This window comes from Paraburkholderia atlantica (assembly GCF_000092885.1).
GTDB classification, from domain to species: Bacteria; Pseudomonadota; Gammaproteobacteria; order Burkholderiales; family Burkholderiaceae; genus Paraburkholderia; species Paraburkholderia atlantica.
In genome coordinates this window covers 920534-938297 of record NC_014117.1, presented here as the reverse complement: position 1 = coordinate 938297, position 17764 = coordinate 920534, and the positions used below count along the sequence as shown (strand labels likewise).

Below are 17764 nucleotides of genomic sequence, written 5' to 3'. Positions count from 1 at the left end.
CCGCGCAAATGGGGACGCTCCGGCACTGTTTCAAGAGGCGCGGCGCGCGACGCCGTCGAGATATCGGCTCAGGAACGCCGGTAATTCAGGGTCGCCGCAATTGGCGATATTGAAGCGCATCCACGTGCTCGGCGACTGCTGCGGCGAGAACAGACCGCCCGGTGTCAGCAGAAAGCCAGCTTCGTGCCCGGCCGCGGCGAGCGCGCCCGCGTCGACGCCGGTGTCGGCCCACAGGAACATGCCGGCCGTCGGCGTCAGGAACAGCTTCATGCCGGCCTTCTCGATCATCCGCACGGCCTTCTCGCGCACACCGTCGAGCCGCGCGCGGATGCGCTCGACGTGCCGCCGGTAGTGGCCCTCGGTCAGGATCTTGTAGATCACGCGCTCGTTGAGTTCGGGGCTCGTCATGCCGACCAGCATCTTCTGATTGCTGACCACCATCGCGACTTCCGGCGCGCACGCGATGAAACCGACGCGCAGATTCGGCGCGAGCGTCTTCGAAAAGCTGCCGAGGTAGATCACGCGCTTCAACTGGTCGAGGCTCGCGAGCCGCGTGCCTGGGTAGCCGGGCGGGCACAGGTCGCCGTAGATATCGTCCTCGACGACGATGAAGTCGTATGCCTCGGCGAGCCGCAGGATGCGGAACGCCTGCGCGGCGCTCAGCGAGGTGCCGGTCGGGTTTTGCAGCACCGAGTTGATCACCAGCATTTTGGGGCGCCATTCCTGGACCAGGGCTTCGAGCGCGTCGAGATCGGGACCGTCAGGCGTGTACGGCATGCCGACCAACCGCGCGCCCTGCGACGCGAAGCAGCCGAACATCTGGAACCACGCCGGATCGCCGACGATTACCGCGTCGCCCGGCTTCACGTAGATGCGCGAAATCAGGTCGATCGCCTGGGTGATGCCGGAGACCATCACGATCTGCTCGGGCGACGCGCCGATCTCCAGCTCCTCGAGACGCGTCTGCAACTGCTGGCGCAGCGGCAGGAAGCCTTGCGCGGTGCCGATGCCGAGCATCTGCATGCCGCTTTGCCGGCCGAGCGTGCGCAGCGCGTTGGTGATCAGGTCGCCGTCGAGCCAGCGGGCCGGCAGATAGCCGAGCCCCGGACTGCGCTCGGGCCGCGCGCCCGTGTGCAGCATGTTACGCAGCAGCCAGACGACGTCGATATTGGCCGGCGCGGGCAGTGTCTCGGCGCGGGCGTGCAGTTCGGAGACGGTCGCAGCGCCGCCCTGGCGCTCGCGCACATAGAAGCCGGAGCCGCGCCGCGACTCCAGGAAACCCTGCGCGACGAGCCGCTCGTACGCTTCGACCACCGTGAAGCGCGACACGCCCTTGTCGAGCGCGAGCTTGCGGATCGACGGCATGCGCATGCCGGGGCGGAACACGCGCTCCTCGATGCGGCGCCGCGCCCACTGGACGAGCTGTTCGACCAGCGTCAGCGACGCGGTATCGTGCGGGGCGGGAATCTGGGCAAGCGGGACGGACATGACGGGCTCCAACTGTACCGAACAGTATCGAGTCGATTGTACCGTTACTGTGCAGGTCACGGCCGTTACATTTGATTCCAGCGAAGGATGGTCACGGCATACAAAACCATCCGCATGGCCCGCCGATCCGGCAAACGGTTATGCTTACGGCCCCGGCAGCGCAGCCTTCAAGCGTGGCGCGCAACTGGCCCCTGCGCAGAACAGCGTTTTCCGTCGATCCGCCATGACAGCCCCATCGCTCATCAGTCTCGATCATCTCGTCGTCTCCGCGCGCACGCTGGACGAAGGCGTCCAGTACGTCGCCGATACGCTCGGCGTCGCGCCGGCCGGCGGCGGCGCGCATCCGCTGATGCGGACCCACAATCGCCTGCTCGGCCTGTGGGGCGGCGTCTACCTGGAAGTGATCGCGATCGATCCGCGCGCCGTCGCCAACGCAACCGATGGCACCGAGCCGCGCCCGCGCCTGTTCGCGCTCGACGACCCGGCGACGCAGGCGCGACTGGAGAGCGGGCCGTATCTGTCGCATTGGGTCGCGCGCGTCGAGCGGCCGAAGCATCTCGCGACGTGGCAGGCCCAGTATCCACAGCGCATCGCGCCGGTCGTGCCGATGACGCGCGGCGAGTTCACGTGGGGCCTGACGGTGCCCGACGACGGATCGTTCCCCGCCTGGCAAGGCGCCGGCGACGGCGTGCTGCCTTCGCTGATCCAGTGGGACTCGACGCGGCATCCGTCGCAGTCGCTGGCGCCCACGAACCTCGCGCTGAAAGCGTTGAGAGCCGCGCATCCGCAGCCAGAGCTGATTGGCGAGCAACTGCGCTGGCTCGGTGCTGCGCACCTGCTCGACGTCCAGCCGGCCGATGGCGCCGCGGCGCTCGTCGCCGAATTTGAAACACCCGAGGGTCCGCGAACCCTCGGATAAGCAGCGCGTGATCGGGGCAACCGCCGTGGCCATCCCGGTGGCATCCCCAGCGGCAACGGTTGCCGAGTCGCGCGATAATTGAAGTTTTGACCGGTTCCAGAAATACCAGCAGAGGAGATCATGGACCAAAGCGACCTGAAAGCCCCGACGTGGCAATTGTCCGAACGCGCGCGCAAGCTCACCAGCTCCGCGATTCGCGAGATCCTGAAGGTCACGGAACGGCCCGAAGTCATCTCCTTCGCCGGCGGCCTGCCGTCGCCGGCCACCTTCCCGGCCGAGCGCATGCGCGAGGCATCCGACCGCATACTGCGCGACACGCCCGCCGCGGCGCTGCAGTACAGCGCGACCGAAGGCTATCTGCCGCTGCGCGAATGGGTCGCGCAACGCTACTCGATCAACGGCGCGCAGATCCGTCCGTCGCAGGTGCTGATCACCACCGGCTCGCAACAGGCGCTCGACCTGCTCGGCAAGGTGCTGGTCTGTGTCGATAGCCCGGTGCTGGTCGAAACGCCGACCTATCTCGGCGCGCTGCAATCGTTCTCGATGTACGAGCCGCACTACGTGCAGGTGCCGACCGACGACCACGGCCTGATCCCGGAAGGCCTGGAGCCGGAACTGACCAAAGGCGCGCGTCTGCTGTACACGCAGCCGAATTTCCAGAATCCGACCGGCCGCCGTCTGCCGGTCGAGCGCCGCCGCGCGCTCGCCGAATTCGCGAAGAAAGCGCCGTTCCCGGTGATCGAGGACGACCCCTACGGCGCGCTCGACTACGCGGGCGAACCGCTGCCCACGATGCTGTCGATGGCGCCGGATCACATCGTCTATCTGGGCTCGTTTTCGAAGGTGCTCGCGCCGGGTCTGCGCGTCGGCTTCATCATCGCGCCCGAGGAGCTGATCTTCAAACTCGTGCAGGCCAAGCAGGCCACCGACCTGCACACGCCGAGCTTCACGCAGCGCATCGTGCACGAAGTGGTCAAGGACGGCTTCCTCGACACGCACGTGCCCACGATCCGCGAGCTGTATCGCAACCAGTGCGACGCGATGCTCACCGCGCTGGAACGCTATATGCCCGAGGGCGTCAGCTGGAACCGTCCGGAAGGCGGCATGTTCATCTGGGTCAAGCTGCCGGCGGGCATCGACACGATGAAGCTGCTCGAGGAAGCGGTCGCGCAGAACGTCGCGTTCGTGCCGGGCGCTCCGTTCTTTGCGAGCGAGGCGCAGCACAACACGCTGCGTCTGTCGTTCGTCACCGTGCCACCCGCTAAAATCGACGAAGGCGTGGCGCGTCTCGGCGCACTCGTGCGCGCGAAAATCTAAACGGCGTTAGCCGCACTGCCCCCGGGGCGAAGTTCGCACGCGCGTTGCGTGCGGACTTCGCCCAGCCTGCATTCATGCAATCTCACCGAAACGAGGACACGACATGGCTCAATCGAATGTGTACGACAAGCTCAAGGAACTCGGCATCGAACTGCCGGCAGCGGGTGCGCCGGCAGCGGCCTATGTGATGAGCGCGCAAAGCGGCAACACGGTGTACCTGTCGGGTCACATCGCGAAGAAGGACGGCAAGGTTTGGGTCGGCAAGCTCGGCGCGACGCTCGGCACCGACGAAGGCAAGGCCGCCGCGCGCTCGATCGCGATCGATCTGCTCGCCACGTTGCATGCGCACGTCGGCGACCTGAACCGCGTCACGCGCATCGTCAAGCTGATGAGCCTCGTGAACTCGACGCTCGAGTTCACCGAGCAGCATGTGGTCACCAACGGCGCGTCCGAGCTGATCGCCGACGTGTTCGGCGAGCGCGGCAAGCACGCACGCTCGGCGTTCGGCGTTGCGCAGATTCCGCTGGGCGCGTGCGTCGAGATCGAGCTGATCGCCGAGGTCGAATAAGCATCGAAGCGATATGCCGATGCAGGCGATGCCGCGTGAGATTCGCAAATAATTCACGCCGCATCGCGATGCGAACGCGCTGTCTGGTGTAACGCACCGGCGGCGCGTTTTTGTTTTATGGCGACGGTGGATCGCCGCCGCGCAGGAGGATAGAATTCAACGTCCATTGCGCCGGGGCCTGTCGATGTCCGCTCACACCGTTCGCTTCAAACAGGTCGACGTGTTCACGTCGACACCGTTCAAGGGCAATCCGCTTGCCGTCGTGTTCGATGCCGACACGCTCGATACCACGCAGATGCAGACCATCGCGCGCTGGACCAATCTGTCCGAAACCACCTTTCTGCTGAAGCCGACCGATGCCGCCGCCGACTATCGCGTGCGCATCTTCACGCCGGGCGGCGAGTTGCCGTTCGCCGGTCATCCGACGCTTGGCACCGCGCATGCTTTGCGCGAAAGCGGCTACCGGCCGAAGCAGGCCGGCAAGCTGATTCAGCAATGCGGCGTAGGTCTGGTCGAACTCGAAGCGCTCGATGGCGGCGACACTACGCACGGCGCATGGGCGTTCGCCGCGCCGCCCGCGCGCGTGACGCCGCTCGCCGAGAATCGTTACGAGGCGCTGTCTACGGCTTTACGTAGTCAGGCGATCGACTTCAGCGCGCCGCCATGCGCGGTGGATAACGGCGCGCCGTGGCTCGTCGTGCGGGTCGAGTCGGCACGCGCCTGCCTCGCGCTCGAACCCGATGCGGCGGCGCTCGCCGAACTCGTGCATTCGGTCGACACGCACGGCGTCGCCGTGTACGGGCCGCACGACGCCGACGGCCCAGCGACGTTCGAAGTCCGTTGCCTGATGGCAGGCGGCGGCTTCGGCACCGGCGAAGACCCAGTGACCGGCAGCGCCAACGCCGCGCTCGCGGGTCTGCTGAGCCTGCAGCAACGTCGTCCCGGCACACGCTACACGGCGCGTCAGGGCACCGTGCTCGGGCGCGCAGGCGACGTGTCGGTCCACTATGACGATGCACGCGGCAAGATCTGGATCGGCGGGCCTTCGGTGACGATCATCGAAGGCACGTGCCGGCTTGCGTGAGCGGGCCGCGGCCTCGCGTGCAAAGCACCGCGACATGCCGCATGTCGCCGCTTCACACCACAAAAAGCCGCAGCACTATGGCGTCGCCATACCTGGTTGTCCGAATTCATGGCGAATGGATGGCAAAACCCTTGCCAGAGACCGCGCACTGCGCCGCCCCATCCCCGATGAAATACTCGAAGAATCAATGATCGATCGCGACCTGGAGACCGGCCATGGAGGGCTCATGAACGGCGGGGCCGAGGCGCCCGCCGCGCCCGCGTATACCCCATGCCCGGACCCTTCCTTAATCCAGTGGCATTCAGTAATATCGAACGGTATATAGCGGTCGTATCCGATGACCTGTGGACGGTCAGGCGCGGCGCCACGCCCTCTCCTCCTGCGCAGCAGCTTTGGCACCTTGGCCACCATGCAGCCTTCCATTTATTTCGCGCAGTCGATGCCCGTGCGTTTGCAAGCGATCCATCCCCAGCCAAGGGCCGCGCGATGACTCAGTCCCGCTTCTCCGATTCGCGCGAAGCCAGGCCGCGACGCGATCCGATGATCACGCGGCGGCGCGCATTGCTCGTTATTCCAGCACTCGGCGTACTCGTATTGATCCTGCTGTGGACCGTGATCTTCGCGCGGCTATCGGTCGAGAAAGACGCGACGTATCGCGAAGCGATGGCGTCTTCCGCCATTCTTTCCTCTGCGCTCGAGCAGCACACCGTCAAGGCGATTCACCAGGTCGATCAGATCACGCGCTTCGTCAAGTACGAGTTCGAAAAGACGCCTAATCATTTCGATCTCGCGAGCACGGTCGAAAAAGGCGTCGTGCAAAGCGAAACGCTCGTGCAGGTGTCGCTGATCGACGAGCACGGCAGACTGATCGCCAATACGGCGGAACTCAATCCCGCTCACATCGACCTGTCCGATCGCGAGCACTTCAAGGTCCACGAGCACGAGAACGACGACCAGCTATACATCAGCAAGCCGGTGCTCGGCCGCATCTCGGGTCACTGGACGCTGCAGATGACGCGGCGCCTGAATCATCCTGACGGCTCGTTCGCGGGCGTCGTCGTGGTGTCCGAAGATCCGAGCTACTTCACCTCGGACTTCTACAACAACGCGGCGATCGGCCGCGAAGGCGTGATCGCGGTGATCTCCGACAACGGCACCGTGCTCGCGCGTCGTACCGGCAACGCCAACAAAACCAGCAGCACGTTCACCGCGAGCGGCACGTATCCGACCTCGGAGCACGTGTCGGGCACCTACGTCGATTCGATCGACAACGTCACACGCATCGTGTCGTATCGGCACATCGACGGCTATCCGCTCGGCGTGCTCGTCGGTCTTTCGCAGGGCGAAGAATTCGCCGACTACAACCACACGCGCAACGTCTATCTGTTGATGGCGGGCTTCATCTCGCTCGCGATGCTCAGCTTCTTCGGCGTCGCGACCGGCCTGATCGGCAAGCTGCTCGGCCGCGAGCGCGAGATGACGCACCTCGTCGAATACGACCTGTTGACCGGGCTGCACAATCGCTACGCGACGCTGCAGGCGCTGCGCCACGACGTCGCGCAGCCGTTCAATCTCGGCCGCCTCGCGATTCTTTTTATCGACCTCGACAACTTCAAGACCGTCAACGACACGCTCGGCCACAACGCCGGCGACATCGTGCTGCAGATGACGGCCTCGCGCCTCGCGACCGCGGTCGGCGACGAAGGCACGCTGAGCCGCATCGGCGGCGACGAGTTCGTCGTCGTGATCAAGGGCGACGATGTGGAGAAGCGCGCGGTCGCGCTCGCCGAAGCTGCCAGCGAAGCGTTCTCGAAGCCGTTCGACGTGCGCGGCAGTTCGTTCGTGCTGCATGCGAGCATCGGCATCGCACTGTACTCGGTCGCCAACGAAAGCGAGATCGACCTGCTGAAGAAAGCCGACCTCGCGATGTACAGCGCGAAGGACGCCGGCAAGAACTGCTACCAGTTCTATTCGCCGCATCTGTCGCATCGCGCGGACCACCTGATGAAGTGGGAACAGCAGCTGCGGGTCGCGCTGGCCCAAGGGCAACTGTTCCTCGCCTACCAGCCGAAGATCGATCTGGCGCGTCGCTGCATCACCGGCTTCGAAGCGCTCGTGCGCTGGAACCATCCGCAGCATGGGCTGATCCCTGCCAACGAGTTCATCCCCGTTGCCGAGTCGACCGGCTTGATCGTGCCGATCGGCGACTTCGTGATCGAGACCGCATGCCGTCAGCTCGCGCAATGGCAGCAGCAGGGCTACGACACGCTGTCGCTCGCGGTGAACATATCGGCGGTGCAGTTCTGGCGCGGCGACCTGTACGAAACGATCTCGCGTGCGATCGAGGAAACCGGCATCTCAGCGCGCCGCCTCGAACTCGAAATCACCGAAACGACGATGATGGAATTTCCGGAAGTCGTCTCCGAAAAAATCTTCGCGTTGAAGCGTCTCGGCGTACGCATCGCGCTCGACGATTTCGGCACCGGCTACTCATCGCTGTCCTATCTGAACCGCTTCGCCGTCGACACGCTGAAGGTGGACCGCTCGTTCGTGCAGGCGATCCCGGGCGACCGCAGCGTCTGCGTGATGGTCACCGCGATCGTCAACCTCGCGCGCTCGCTCGGGCTCACGGTGGTGGTCGAAGGCACGGAGACCGAAGAGCAGATTGCCTGGCTGGCCGCGCTCGGCCATATCGAGGCGCAGGGCTTCCTGTTCTCGCGCCCGGTGCCGGTCGAGGCGATTCCGGCGCTGCTCGAGCGCTTCGGGGTATGCGGCATGAACAACACCAGCGGCCGCCGCGTCGCGCACGAAGCCGACAGCGCAAGCAGCGTATCCAGCACCAACAATTAAAGGACGGGCGCCCGCGCCGCGGGCCCCCGCAGCGCCGATGCCGACCATCACGAACGAGGAGGCTGCCCGCCGCGGGCGACGAGAACCGCTATGGACGCTGTTCCGGGTCGTGTGCGGCTTGTCGGCGCTGTCGTGGGGCGGCCTCGCGTTGATGGCGCAGCTCGAACACCACTACGTGGAACGCGAGGGGCGGCTCTCGCGCGTGGCGTTCTCGGATCTGATCGCGCTCGCGTGGATGGTGCCGGGACCCGTCGGCTGCAACGTCGCCGTGCAGCTCGGGCACGCATTGCGCGGACGCGCGGGCGCATGGGTTGCCGGTGTGGCGAGCGTGCTGCCCTTCTTCACACTGATGACGCTGTTCGCGATCTTCTACCGCACGCCCGTCGTGCACACGATCGCGTCGCAGACATTGCTGCATCACTTCAGCGTCGTGCTTGCGACACTGATCGCGGTGACCTGGTACAAGCAGACGCGCGCGCTCGTGCGCGGCAAGCTTGAATGGGTGGCGGCGCTGCTCGCCAGCATTGCGCTGCTGTACGCGCACAGCGCCGCGGCGTATGTGGTGATGTTGGGCGCGGCTTTCGGCACCGGCTGGTTCGCGAGTCCGGAGCGCGATTCGCGGCTGGCCGTGTCGCTCCGGCGCGGCGACTATCGCCTGCTGGCCGTGCTCGGCGTGCTGCTCGTGCTGTTCGCGCTGCCGCTGCCGCACCGCTATGACCTCGCGCTGCTGTGGCCGCGCCTCGCGGGCGCCGGCATGACGCTGTTCGGCGGCGGCTTCTCGGCGTTGCCGGTGCTGAAGACGCTGTTCGTCACGCCGGCGGTCGGCGTATCCGATAACGACTTCACGCTCGCGTTCACGCTGTCGCCGTTGTCTCCCGGTCCGCTGCTGAACGTAGTGCCGTTCTTCGGCTATCTCGTCGATGGCTGGCTCGGCGCGCTGATCGCGACGCTCGCGCTATTCGTGCCGTCGGGCTGCCTCGTCGTGCTCGCGCAGCGGCATCTTCATCAGTTGAAGGTGAACCCGCGCTTCGAGCACGGCATGAGGATTCTGCGCGCGGTCACGACCGCCTTTCTCGCGGTCGCGGTACTGCGCATTGCCGCGCATGTACCGCTGGAACCGATCTATCTGTTGACCGCGACGTTCTCCGCAATGTGCTTCGCGAAGCTGAAGGTACCGGTGTACGCCGTGTACGCAATGGTGGCGGTGGCGTGCGGTTTATGGCTCGCGTACGGCGTCACGACGTGACGCGTCGCGGGCCGCACGACGCCTGTTGCGCCGTTGGCGATCGGCGGATGATCAGAACCCGCGCGACAGCACCGCGACGCCGATCGTCACGACACCCAGCACGAGATTGATCAGCACGAGACGGCGGACCGTACCGACCGCCCGCGCGCCATCGGGCCACTTCTGCGCCTGCACGGCGCGGCGAATGCGCGGATACACGGCGAAGCGGATATGCCCGAAGATCAGCATCATCACGATGCCGAGACCGGCCATCGCATGCAGCGGCCAGGTAGCATGACCGCCGCCGAATTGCATTAGCAGAAATCCGCCGCTGATCAGGATCACGAGCACCGACACCCCGACCCAGTTGAAGAAGCGGCCGAACACCGACTCCCACAGCGGCAAGCGCAGTTGCGGCGACAGATCGCCGAGCGCCGGGCGTAGACAGAAATGCGCGAACACCATACCGCCGACCCACACCGCGACCCCGAGCAGATGCAGAAAAAGCGCGACTTCGATAGCCTTGTTCATGTAGTTTTCCTCTCCCGACGACGACGCCACACCGTTTGGACACTTGATCCTGCTCAGCAGCAACTGAGCGCGTTCGACCATACGTGATGCGGGCAGTTCCGGGTATCGACGTCTATTGCATCGTATTTTGTCGTGGTGATCGCGGCACCATCATCCGGCCGCGACGCCGCCGCGCCCCGTTTGCTTCCACACCCTTCGCGCGACGGACTTTTTTGCGACAGACCGCGAGCGCCCCGCATGCTAGCAGGCGCCCGTGGCTTTACAGCGTCAAATTTCGTTAAATCGACACCACTAAGCCGGCAGCACCGGACGCATGCCGTCGAGCTTCATCTTACTGTCGGGTGTGCGTCCCTTTCGCGCGCGTTTGCCGACATGCGCCGCAAGCTCGGCGCCGGCCAGTTTCTCCTCGTCGACGCGTCCGCCGCGGCGTGTGCCGATCAGCATCACGCCGGCCTTGTTGATCGCGAGCGCCTGCACCAGCGTTTCCTTGTCGTCGAGCGCCATCAGCGTGACGCCACGGCCGCCGCCCGACAGCGTCTTCATCTCATCGAGGCCGAACACTAGCAGACGTCCGCCCGACGACAGACACGCGACTTGCGCCGCATCCGGCAGCATCGGCATCGGTGCGAGCGGTGCGGCACCGGCGTCGATCGTCATGAACGACTTGCCGGCCTTCACGCGGCTCACCATGTCGCCGACCTTCGCGATGAAGCCGAAGCCGTTGCTCGACGCGAGCAGCAGCGCCTGATCCGCCGACGCCGCGTAGTAATGCATCAGATGGCTGCCCGATTCGAGTTCGATCAGCGATGTGACCGGCACGCCGTCGCCACGTCCGCCCGGCAATTGAGCCACCGCGACCGAATAGACGCGCCCGTTGCTGCCCCACGCGATCAGCGTGTCCGGGGTGCGGCACTGGAACGCCGCATAGAGACCGTCGCCGGCCTTGAAGGTGAAGCCCGCGGTATCGAGCCCGTGGCCCTTCAGCGCGCGCACCCAGCCCTTCTGCGACACCACGACCGTGACCGGTTCGTCGACCACGCGCGCTTCGAACGTAGCGCGCTTTTCCTGCTGGATCAGCGTGCGGCGCTCGTCGCCGTACTGCTTCGCGTCGGCTTCGATTTCCTTGATCAACTGGCGCTTCATCGCCGGTTCGCTGCCGAGCAGCTCTTCGAGCTTGGCCTTCTCTTCGCGCAGCTCGGCCAGTTCCTTCTCGATCTTGATCTTTTCGAGACGCGCCAACTGACGCAGCCGGATTTCGAGGATGTCCTCGGCCTGGCGATCCGTGAGGCCGAACGCGGCCATCAGCGCGACCTTCGGCTCGTCCGATTCGCGAATGATGCGGATGACTTCGTCGATATTCAGGAAGACGATCATCCGGCCTTCGAGAATATGGATGCGGTCGTCGACCTTCGACAGACGATGCCGCGTGCGGCGCGTGACCGTCGCGAAACGGAACGCGATCCACTCGTGCAGGATTTCGCTCAAGCCCTTCTGACGCGGCCGGCCATCGCCGCCGACCATCACCATGTTCAGCGGCGCGTTCGATTCGAGGCTCGTATGCGCGAGCAGCGTGTTGACGAACTCTGTCTGATCGATGCGGCTCGACTTCGGCTCGAACACGAGACGCACTGGCGCGTCCTTGCCCGATTCGTCGCGCACCGCGTCGACGAGCCCGAGCAGCGTTTGCTTTGTCTGCAACTGCTCGGGCGTCAGCGTCTTCTTGCCGAGCTTGATCTTCGGGTTGGTCTGTTCTTCGATTTCCTCGAGTACCTTCTGCGCGGCCGTGTTCGGCGGCAGTTCAGTGATCACGAGTTGCCACTGGCCGCGCGCCAGATCTTCTATCTTCCAGCGCGCACGCACCTTCAGGCTGCCGCGGCCGGTTTCGTACGCAGCGGCGATTTCCGCCTCGCTCGAAATGATCTGGCCACCGCCAGGGAAGTCCGGACCCGGCACATGCTGCATCAGCTCCGCGTGCGACAGCTTCGGATGGCGGATCAGCGCGACCGCTGCGCTTGCGACTTCGCGCAGGTTGTGCGACGGAATTTCCGTCGCGAGACCGACCGCGATGCCCGATGCGCCATTGAGCAGCACGAACGGCAGACGCGCCGGCAACACCTTCGGCTCGTCGAACGAGCCGTCGTAGTTCGGCATGAAGTCGACCGTGCCCTGGTCAATTTCGGCGAGCAGCAGCTTCGCGATCGGCGTCAGACGCGCTTCGGTGTATCGCATCGCCGCCGCGCCATCGCCGTCGCGCGAGCCGAAATTGCCCTGACCGTCGATCAGCGGATAGCGCATCGAGAAGTCCTGCGCGAGACGCACGAGTGCGTCGTATGCGGATTGGTCGCCGTGCGGGTGATACTTACCGAGCACGTCGCCGACCACGCGCGCCGATTTCACCGGCTTCGCGTTGTCGCTGAGGCCCATCTCGTTCATCGCGAACTGGATGCGGCGCTGCACCGGCTTCTGGCCGTCGCAAACGTCCGGCAGCGCGCGGCCCTTGACCACGCTGACCGCATACTCGAGGTACGCGCGCTCCGCGTAGTTGCCGAGGGTCAGCACGTCGCCGTCCGCCGGCGGCTCGTTGAAAAGGTCGAGAGTGTTATCGTCGTCCATCTAGATTCCGTGTCCGTGTTTGGCTTGAAGTGTCGTATGCGGCGGTGGAGCGCCTGGCGCTCAGATGTCCGCTTCCACTTCGTTGCCCTTCTCTTCGAGCCAGCTGCGGCGCGACGCCGCTTCGCCCTTGCCCATCAGCATCGTCATGCGCGCGACGGTCGCGTCGTAGTCGAGTTTGCCGAGCGCGACCGGTTGCAGGCGGCGCGTGTCGGGATTCATCGTCGTGTCCCACAGCTGCTCGGCGCTCATTTCACCGAGACCCTTGAAGCGGCTGATCGACCACTGGTTGTCGCGCACGCCGTCCTTGCGCAGCTTGTCGAGAATCGCCTCGAGTTCGCCTTCGTCGAGCGCATAGAGCTTCTGCGCGGGCTTCTTGCCGCGCGCGGGCGCATCGACGCGAAACAGCGGCGGACGCGCGACGCACACATGGCCGCGCTCGATCAGCTGCGGGAAATGCTTGAAGAACAGCGTGAGCAGCAGCACCTGGATGTGCGAGCCGTCGACGTCCGCATCCGACAGAATGCAGATCTTGCCGTAGCGCAGATTCGACAGATCGACCTTGTCGTCCGGGTTATGCGGATCGACGCCGATCGCCACCGAAATGTCGTGCACCTCGTTGTTCGCGAACAGGCGATCGCGCTCGGTTTCCCACGTGTTCAACACCTTGCCGCGCAACGGCAGGATCGCCTGATATTCCTTGTCGCGCCCCATCTTCGCGGAGCCGCCCGCCGAGTCGCCCTCGACGAGGAACAACTCGTTGCGGCCGATTTCCGTCGATTCGCAATCGGTCAGTTTGCCGGGCAGCACCGCGACACCCGAGCTCTTGCGCTTCTCGACCTTCTGGCCCGCGCGCGTGCGCGCCTGGGCCTGCTTGATCACGAGGTCCGCGAGTTTCTTGCCGTGCTCGACGTGCTGGTTCAGCCACAGTTCGAGCGCCGGCCGCGCGAACGACGACACGAGCTTCACTGCATCGCGGCTGTTCAGGCGCTCCTTGATCTGCCCTTGAAACTGCGGGTCCAGAACCTTCGCCGACAGCACGAACGACACCCGCGCGAACACGTCTTCGGCGAGCAGCTTCACGCCCTTCGGCTGCAAGTTATGCAACTCGACGAAGCTCTTGACCGCCTGATAAAGACCGTCGCGCAGACCCGACTCATGCGTGCCGCCCGCGGGCGTCGGAATCAGGTTCACGTACGACTCGCGCGTGAGCGGCCCTTCCTCGCTCCACGCGACGACCCACGCCGCGCCCTCGCCTTCGGCGAACGTCTCTTCGCTCGAACGCGAGCTTTCCGCGTAGCGCTCGCCCTCGAACAGCGGGATCAGCAGATCGCTGCCGTTCATGCCTTCGAGCAGATAGCCGCGCAGGCCGTCTTCGTATTTCCAGCTTTGCTGCTCGCCGGTCTTTTCGTTGACGAGCGTGACTTCGACGCCCGGCAGCAGCACCGCTTTCGAGCGCAACAGACGCTGCAACTCACCGAGCGGCAGGTTCGGCGAATCGAAGTACTTCGGATCGGCCCACGCGGTCACGCGCGTGCCGGATTTCTTGTCGGCCTTGGTGGCGGCGCGCACCTGGAGCGGCTTCGCGACGTCGCCGTGCGCGAAGCTCAGTTCGGCCACCTTGCCGTCGCGCCACACGGTGACGTCGAGCCGCGTAGACAGCGCGTTCGTGACCGACACGCCGACGCCGTGCAGACCGCCCGAGAACGTGTAAGCGCCGCCGGCGGCCTTGTCGAATTTGCCGCCCGCGTGCAGGCGCGTGAAAACGATTTCGACGACCGGTACGCCCTCATCGGGGTGCAGGCCGAACGGAATGCCGCGGCCGTCGTCGTCGACCGACACCGAATGGTCCGCGTGCAGCGTGACCGTGATTTGCCGGCCGTAGCCGCCGAGGGCTTCGTCCGATGCGTTGTCGATGACTTCCTGAATGATGTGCAGCGGATTCTCGGTGCGGGTGTACATGCCTGGTCGTTGCTTGACCGGCTCCAGACCCTTCAACACCTTGATCGACGCTTCGCTATACGCGGCGTTTGGCTTTTTCGTAGACATGATTGACTCGGTGCGTCGGTTCATCGTTGTCCACAGGTCCTGTGGACAGGGCCGTGGACAATGCGTTGAGTTTTCAAAAAAAGCGAAACGAAACAACAGGGTTAGGCGGGGTGCCCGCAGTGCGGGCAAGCTGTTTTGTTGCGCGGCTTCCGTTGGCGTGCTCGAAGGCCGGACATCGACTCACAGCCCGCCGGGGAAGCCTGTTCGCGGGGTATTGTACTGATTTCGACCACGGCGGCAATTGACGTCGCGCTGAATTGGCCGACTGGATAAGGCGCGGCGGGCACTGGCGGACATGCGCCGGAGGAGGAACGTCTCGCGGGACGGCGGCGCAATGGGTAGCGGCGGGTAGCGGCGGAACTGCACGGACGTGCGCCCGCTGAATATTTAATGCATGCGCGGCGGCGTTCTCTCTGTTGTTTTTGTGCCGCCCGCGCATGCTGCATCAGGTCATGCGTGAGGGGGCGCGCCATGCGGCGCGCGCACCACGTTGTATCACTTGACGCGGTTTTCCAGTTCGTCCCAACGCTCGAGCGCGATCATCAACTCTTCGTCGATCTCGGCATAGCGCTCGGTCAGACGCGCGCCTTCGCGTGCATCCTTCGCGAACACCGAGCCGTCTTCGAGCTGCGCGCCGATCGCCTTCTGTTCGGCTTCGAGGTCGGCAATCATTTTCGGCAGCGCCTCCAGTTCGCGCTGCTCCTTGAACGACAGCTTCGCGCTGCGCTGAGCATTGCGGCCCGTGGCGCTTTCCTTCGTCGCCGCTTCTTTCGGCGCTTCCTTGCTCGACTCTTTCTGTGCTTCGAGCGCGAGTTGCTCCGAGCGATCGCGCTGCGTCTGCCAGTCCGTGAATCCGCCGACGTATTCGCGCCACTTGCCGCCGCCTTCCGATGCGATCACCGACGTCACCACGTTATCGAGAAACGCGCGGTCGTGGCTGACGAGCAGCACCGTGCCGTCGTAATCGATCAGCAGTTCTTCGAGCAGTTCGAGCGTCGGAATGTCGAGGTCGTTGGTCGGTTCGTCGAGCACCAGCACGTTGGCCGGACGCGCGAACAGACGCGCAAGCAACAGCCGGTTGCGCTCGCCGCCCGACAGCGACTTGACCGGCGAACGCGCGCGCTCCGGCGCGAACAGGAAGTCGCCGAGGTAGCTCATCACGTGCTTCTTCTGGCCGTTGATTTCGACCCACTCGCTGCCGGGGCTGATCGTGTCCGCGAGACTCTTTTCCAGATCGAGCGCCGCGCGCATCTGGTCGAAATAGGCGACCTGCAGATTGGTGCCGACGCGCACATTGCCTTCATCTGGCGCGAGTTCGCCGAGGATCAGCTTCAGCAGCGTGGTCTTGCCCGCCCCGTTCGGACCGACGAAGCCGATCTTGTCGCCGCGCATTACCGTGGCCGTGAAGCGGTCCACCACCGTGCGCTCGCCGTAGCGCTTCGTCACGTCCGTCAGTTCCGCGACTATCTTGCCGGACTTCTCGCCCTGACCGACGTCGAGCTTCACGTTGCCCTGCACGTTGCGGCGTTCGGCGCGCTCATTGCGCATCTGCACGAGCCGCGCGATGCGCCCGACGCTGCGCGTGCGGCGCGCCTCGACGCCTTTCCTGATCCACACTTCTTCCTGCGCGAGCAGCTTGTCGAACTTCTCGTTCTCGATACGCTCGACTTCGAGCTGCTGCGCTTTGCGCGTCTGGTACGCGGAGAAATTGCCCGGATACGACAGCAGCCGCCCGCGATCGAGCTCGACGATGCGCGTCGCGACGCGGTCGAGAAACGCGCGATCGTGCGTGATGAACAGCAGCCCCGCGCGCAGCGACACCAGCAGATCTTCGAGCCAACGGATGCCGTCGAAGTCGAGATGGTTGGTCGGCTCGTCGAGCAGCAGCACGTCGGGCTGCACGACGAGCGCGCGCGCGAGCGCCACGCGCTTCTGCATGCCGCCCGACAGCGAGCCGACGCGCTCTTCGCCGTTCAGGCCGATCTGCTGCAGCGTGGTCGCGACGCGGGTGCTCCAGTTCCAGGCGTCGGCGGCATCCAGCGACGATTGCAGCGTGTTCATGCGCGCGAGCAACTCGTCGTGTTCGGCGCCTTCAGGCGTATCGGCGAGCTGATGCGCGACCGCGTCGTATTCGTCGAGCAGCGCGCGCGCCTCGGTGAGACCGGCGGCGACCGCTTCGAACACGGTGTCGTCGGCGTTGAACTCGGGCTCTTGCGGCACGTAGACCGTGCTCAGGTGCTGTTGACGCGAGACGAGGCCGTCGTCGGGTTTGGCCAGATCAGCGACGATCTTCAACAGCGACGACTTGCCCGCGCCGTTGCGCCCGATCAGCCCGACGCGCTCGCCCGCTTCGAGCGAGAAATCCGCGTGATCGAGCAACGCGACGTGACCGAACGCGAGCTGGGCTCCGGTAATGGTGTAAAGCGACATGGGAATGGGAGAAGACAGCGATGAGTCGGAACCGCTCATTGTACCGGGCGCGCGGCCGGTCGCAGGGATGCCGGGCGGCAGAGGCGTGCAAGGCAGCGTGCAACGCGATCGGTGCGGGCCGGCGACACCCGCGCGCCCGCCCGGCCTTTCGAACGACGGCTTATTTCACATGCACCGTGATCGTTTTGCTCATCTGCGGCCCATACGAGCGATGCGCGCCGTCGCCGAATTGCAGCGTCAGCGTGTGGTCGCCCGGCGGCAGCGTCAGATCGGTTTCGGTCTGGCCTTTGCCGAAGTGCAACGACTTGTCGGTCGCCGCGATGACCTCGCCTTTCGGCAGCGGCTTGCCGTCGACCAGCAGATGATGATGCCCGGTGCCCTCCGTCATCGTGCCCGCGGGGGCAATCTTCATGCCGTCGAGGCCGAACACGACGTGCACCGGATTGGTGACGGTCGCGCCGTCCGCCGGTTGCACGAAGGTCACGCCCTCCGCCTGCGCCACGCCCGACAAGGTGAGCAGTCCTGCCGCCACGATGCCGATCAACCGTCTGTTTTTAAACATCGTTTTCTCCTTTGGAAACGAAATCCGGCCATCCGGCGCCGCCAGCGGCCTGTTCTGGGACCGATCGTCGCAATCCATGCCGGGCGGGCGCCATATCTGTCGAATCAAACAGCTTGCAGATCAAAGCGTAC

12 protein-coding genes are annotated in these 17764 nt (G+C 65.1%); 6 read left to right on the top strand and 6 right to left on the bottom strand.

Annotated features, from left to right (window positions below; all coding sequences use genetic code 11):
* Positions 1-30: 30 nt before the first annotated feature.
* On the bottom strand, positions 31-1488 hold the full coding sequence (locus BC1002_RS04180; RefSeq protein WP_013088827.1) for an aminotransferase-like domain-containing protein: 1458 nt from the start codon (positions 1486-1488) through the stop codon (positions 31-33).
* 223 nt (positions 1489-1711) lie between these two features.
* On the opposite strand from BC1002_RS04180, the gene BC1002_RS04175 reads away from it, so the two are divergent.
* From BC1002_RS04175 to BC1002_RS04150, 6 genes are all read left to right on the top strand, one after another.
* On the top strand, positions 1712-2407 hold the full coding sequence (locus tag BC1002_RS04175) for a VOC family protein (RefSeq protein WP_013088826.1): 696 nt from the start codon (positions 1712-1714) through the stop codon (positions 2405-2407).
* 120 nt (positions 2408-2527) lie between these two features.
* Positions 2528-3724 carry an aminotransferase-like domain-containing protein gene (locus BC1002_RS04170; protein ID WP_013088825.1) on the top strand — a complete coding sequence of 399 codons (1197 nt, stop codon included), beginning with the start codon at positions 2528-2530 and terminating at the stop codon, positions 3722-3724.
* A gap of 103 nt (positions 3725-3827) precedes the next feature.
* Complete coding sequence (locus tag BC1002_RS04165; RefSeq protein WP_013088824.1) at positions 3828-4292, top strand: RidA family protein; 465 nt, start codon at positions 3828-3830, stop codon at positions 4290-4292.
* A 184-nt stretch (positions 4293-4476) separates the two neighbouring features.
* Entirely contained in the window at positions 4477-5376 is a 900-nt protein-coding gene (locus tag BC1002_RS04160; protein ID WP_013088823.1) for a PhzF family phenazine biosynthesis protein, read from the top strand.
* Between the two features lie 486 nt (positions 5377-5862).
* Positions 5863-8226: a bifunctional diguanylate cyclase/phosphodiesterase gene (locus BC1002_RS04155; protein ID WP_013088822.1), complete on the top strand. Its 2364-nt coding sequence runs from the start codon at positions 5863-5865 to the stop codon at positions 8224-8226.
* A gap of 37 nt (positions 8227-8263) precedes the next feature.
* Positions 8264-9472 (top strand): chromate transporter, encoded by a 1209-nt coding sequence (locus BC1002_RS04150; RefSeq protein WP_013088821.1) that lies wholly within the window; start codon positions 8264-8266, stop codon positions 9470-9472.
* A 51-nt stretch (positions 9473-9523) separates the two neighbouring features.
* Here BC1002_RS04150 and BC1002_RS04145 read toward each other — a convergent pair whose 3' ends face one another.
* From BC1002_RS04145 to BC1002_RS04125, 5 genes are all read right to left on the bottom strand, one after another.
* Entirely contained in the window at positions 9524-9982 is a 459-nt protein-coding gene (locus BC1002_RS04145) for a CopD family protein (RefSeq protein ID WP_013088820.1), read from the bottom strand.
* Positions 9983-10273: 291 nt separating this feature from the next.
* Positions 10274-12595 (bottom strand): DNA topoisomerase IV subunit A, encoded by a 2322-nt coding sequence (gene parC / locus BC1002_RS04140; RefSeq protein ID WP_013088819.1) that lies wholly within the window; start codon positions 12593-12595, stop codon positions 10274-10276.
* Between the two features lie 60 nt (positions 12596-12655).
* Complete coding sequence (locus tag BC1002_RS04135; protein WP_013088818.1) at positions 12656-14641, bottom strand: DNA topoisomerase IV subunit B; 1986 nt, start codon at positions 14639-14641, stop codon at positions 12656-12658.
* A gap of 495 nt (positions 14642-15136) precedes the next feature.
* On the bottom strand, positions 15137-17071 hold the full coding sequence (locus tag BC1002_RS04130; protein ID WP_013088817.1) for an ATP-binding cassette domain-containing protein: 1935 nt from the start codon (positions 17069-17071) through the stop codon (positions 15137-15139).
* 160 nt (positions 17072-17231) lie between these two features.
* On the bottom strand, positions 17232-17633 hold the full coding sequence (locus BC1002_RS04125; RefSeq protein ID WP_013088816.1) for a DUF4399 domain-containing protein: 402 nt from the start codon (positions 17631-17633) through the stop codon (positions 17232-17234).
* Positions 17634-17764: the final 131 nt, after the last annotated feature.

Excerpts from the sequence above, each read along its gene's own strand:
- BC1002_RS04180 (WP_013088827.1), bottom strand. The coding sequence starts at position 1,488 with ATGTCCGTCCCGCTTGCCCAGATTCCCGCCCCGCACGATACCGCGTCG.
- BC1002_RS04175 (WP_013088826.1), top strand. The coding sequence starts at position 1,712 with ATGACAGCCCCATCGCTCATCAGTCTCGATCATCTCGTCGTCTCCGCG.
- BC1002_RS04170 (WP_013088825.1), top strand. The coding sequence starts at position 2,528 with ATGGACCAAAGCGACCTGAAAGCCCCGACGTGGCAATTGTCCGAACGC.
- BC1002_RS04165 (WP_013088824.1), top strand. The coding sequence starts at position 3,828 with ATGGCTCAATCGAATGTGTACGACAAGCTCAAGGAACTCGGCATCGAA.
- BC1002_RS04160 (WP_013088823.1), top strand. The coding sequence starts at position 4,477 with ATGTCCGCTCACACCGTTCGCTTCAAACAGGTCGACGTGTTCACGTCG.
- BC1002_RS04155 (WP_013088822.1), top strand. The coding sequence starts at position 5,863 with ATGACTCAGTCCCGCTTCTCCGATTCGCGCGAAGCCAGGCCGCGACGC.
- BC1002_RS04150 (WP_013088821.1), top strand. The coding sequence starts at position 8,264 with ATGCCGACCATCACGAACGAGGAGGCTGCCCGCCGCGGGCGACGAGAA.
- BC1002_RS04145 (WP_013088820.1), bottom strand. The coding sequence starts at position 9,982 with ATGAACAAGGCTATCGAAGTCGCGCTTTTTCTGCATCTGCTCGGGGTC.
- parC (WP_013088819.1), bottom strand. The coding sequence starts at position 12,595 with ATGGACGACGATAACACTCTCGACCTTTTCAACGAGCCGCCGGCGGAC.
- BC1002_RS04135 (WP_013088818.1), bottom strand. The coding sequence starts at position 14,641 with ATGTCTACGAAAAAGCCAAACGCCGCGTATAGCGAAGCGTCGATCAAG.
- BC1002_RS04130 (WP_013088817.1), bottom strand. The coding sequence starts at position 17,071 with ATGTCGCTTTACACCATTACCGGAGCCCAGCTCGCGTTCGGTCACGTC.
- BC1002_RS04125 (WP_013088816.1), bottom strand. The coding sequence starts at position 17,633 with ATGTTTAAAAACAGACGGTTGATCGGCATCGTGGCGGCAGGACTGCTC.